The sequence below is a fragment of the Acinetobacter sp. genome (assembly GCF_036659555.1).
GTDB lineage: Bacteria > Pseudomonadota > Gammaproteobacteria > Pseudomonadales > Moraxellaceae > Acinetobacter.
Map to the genome: position 1 here is coordinate 1 of NZ_JAVXCI010000021.1, position 2478 is coordinate 2478.

Annotated in this window: 1 protein-coding gene, 1 tRNA gene and 1 pseudogene (1 of these 3 only partly in view); all 3 read right to left on the minus strand. The window is 36.9% G+C overall.

Going from position 1 to position 2478, the window contains the following annotated elements; all coding sequences use genetic code 11:
* Window positions 1–409: 409 nt before the first annotated feature.
* Window positions 410–1558: a hypothetical protein gene (locus RSA72_RS04530; protein ID WP_332632806.1), complete on the minus strand. Its 1149-nt coding sequence runs from the start codon at window positions 1556–1558 to the stop codon at window positions 410–412.
* Between the two features lie 324 nt (window positions 1559–1882).
* Window positions 1883–2220 (minus strand): annotated as a pseudogene (locus tag RSA72_RS04535) (YqaJ viral recombinase family protein); the annotation flags it as partial.
* Window positions 2221–2425: 205 nt separating this feature from the next.
* Window positions 2426–2478: transfer RNA gene (locus RSA72_RS04540), tRNA-OTHER, on the minus strand (it continues 58 nt past the right edge of the window).

Below are 2478 nucleotides of genomic sequence, written 5' to 3' on the forward strand. Positions count from 1 at the left end.
CCTTTTAAAAAATTGATTTTGAATAATTTCAAATCTGAAGTTTGTGCATAAAAAAAGCCTGCCGGGGAGGCAGGCCAAACGGGCAAATCATGCAGTGATGAATCTGCATGATGATTCATGTAAATGTTATATATCTGAAATTTATTTAATTCATGTTCAAATCACCGGGCATCTTTTTATTCAAATCAGCTGTCAGCAATTGACCTGCTGAAGGTCTGCGATTATGATTTTGTGTGCTGGCCTACATTGCCGGCCGGTTTTAGCAGACCGTTGTGTATAGCACATCAGACTTATTCTCTCTGAGGGTAACTTCTATGTGAAACTTTCTCGTCCCCCCTTTGCGGTAGAATGGGAGGATTACCCATCCTCTTCCCTTTACTATCGTATATATGATAGTTTAGAAACTAGATCAGAATTCGGCATTTAGATACTGATCATACTTATAATTTAGATATTGAAGCTTATGATTATATGCCTCATCATCTCCTACTACAGATAACAACTCGCTCAAATATCTCTCTTCAAGCGGTAGATCAAGTCCACTTTCAGCATACTTCCACGCTGCCCTAATACCATCATTCGATAAATAATCATCAAACGTATTGAACACCTCGCATATATATTCAAACCCCCTTTTATCAATAGAAATATTATTAAAATGCACGCTTTCTCGCACACCTGACATACTGACTGGAATTGCGCCAGCCCAACCTAAATGAAAAGATAAGGATTGCCGATTCTTTTCAAATCCTCCGTGGGCAAAGGTATTGCGAAATTTCTCTTTTATATACAGTAAATCTTGATGATGCTTTTTGACCCGCTGATTGGAAAAATTTAGAATCCGTTGGAGCTTCCTTCCCCAAGGATCTGCCACAAACTTGTTCAAATCATCTTTTTCTCTGTGGTAATTGGCAAATGGAAGTGCAAGTACCATAATGTGCTCCAATCTACTAAAGTAAGCATCGATCATGGCCAAGGCATTATATTGTCCTTGTCTTTCTGCTTTCTTTTCCTGATTGTGTCTTTCCTCAAACCCAGCCAATAAACATTGAAGCTCATCCCCTTCAACATTAACCTCTGGAACGGTAGAATATTCAGCTATCGCCCTATCTCTAAAATACTCATATTGGCCATTCAATTTATAAAACTGATTACTAACCGTAATATTTCCTTTTTTTATTTGTTCATTTGCGAAAACATTTAGATAATTTTTTTCAATGAGCAGTAGCGCCTTTTCTAATTTATCTAAAATTTCTTTTGGATTCACTACACTAGTATTTTCTGTATACAAACATAATCCAAATTTCTGATCTGCTATTACACACTTATATCCTTTGTAAGTGAAATTAATGCTCCAATACATTTTGTCGTGTATGATCCCACTTGGGAATTTGCATACACCTCTAAGCAGAAATAATAGTAGATTAGCTACTGGGAACTGCTTGTTATCAATTCGCTTACAAGACATCCTATCAACACGATATGGACTAATGTGATCCTCGGAAGGAGGCGCAAAGTGTTTCAGGGAATGCATTATTTTAATTTCTAAATTGTCCATATAATTCTCTGGTGACAACAAATCTATAGTACTAGTCAAAGGAATTGTAACCGAGATAGATGTTTAAAAACGCCTCTAAAATTACACTAGATGGAAAATTAATTTGAAACATATATTGTATTGAGGTGACCAAAATAGGGGCGTAGTTTTTATATAAAACAATAATATTTATTGTGAAACAAATGAAAAAATAATTGGTTTTACACTTCTGAGTTATGCAATCCAACTACTGACACAGATGAAAAAAGTGAAGCGTACACGGCTTTAAAAGAACAAAAAGTTAATTTCACTACAAAAAGACATATTGACCGAGAAGAATGCTTTACTGGATTTACATTCCAGTATCTGACTTCATCACTACCCACAACAGAGTAATCCAAGTTGGCCAACAAAAATTCTTGTCTGAATCCCGATGTTGTAATACGGCATTCACACGACGGACTTTATGCTGGGTATGCATGCTGTAGTATTCAGCAACCAAGGGTTCAAGCCGCTTGCCCCAGTACAAGGGTGCATGTCCTTCACTTTCATCCTCAATATTTTGTTGAATCTATCCTGTTTTGATCATGTACAGTTCCAGCATCGACATATAAAAGTTTAGACCACAAGCCGTAGCACACACAGTCACTGCTACCAGTACCCTTGCGCCTGACTTCCAACCAGAGCCCTTTTTTATATATTGAAAATATCTTTTCAAAGCCAAAATTGAGTTTAAAATTATTAACGTTTTTTATACTCATTTCCTATCCCATCCTAAATCATCCTGTTTTTGCTTTTCACATCCAAAATTTGATGAGGGGTAGGTTGAGGGGTAAAACCACAAGCAAGAAAAAAGCCCTTGTAATAACAAGGGCTTAATTCAAAAATTGGCGGAAGCGGTGAGATTCGAACTCACGGAGGACTCACACCCTCGTCGGTTT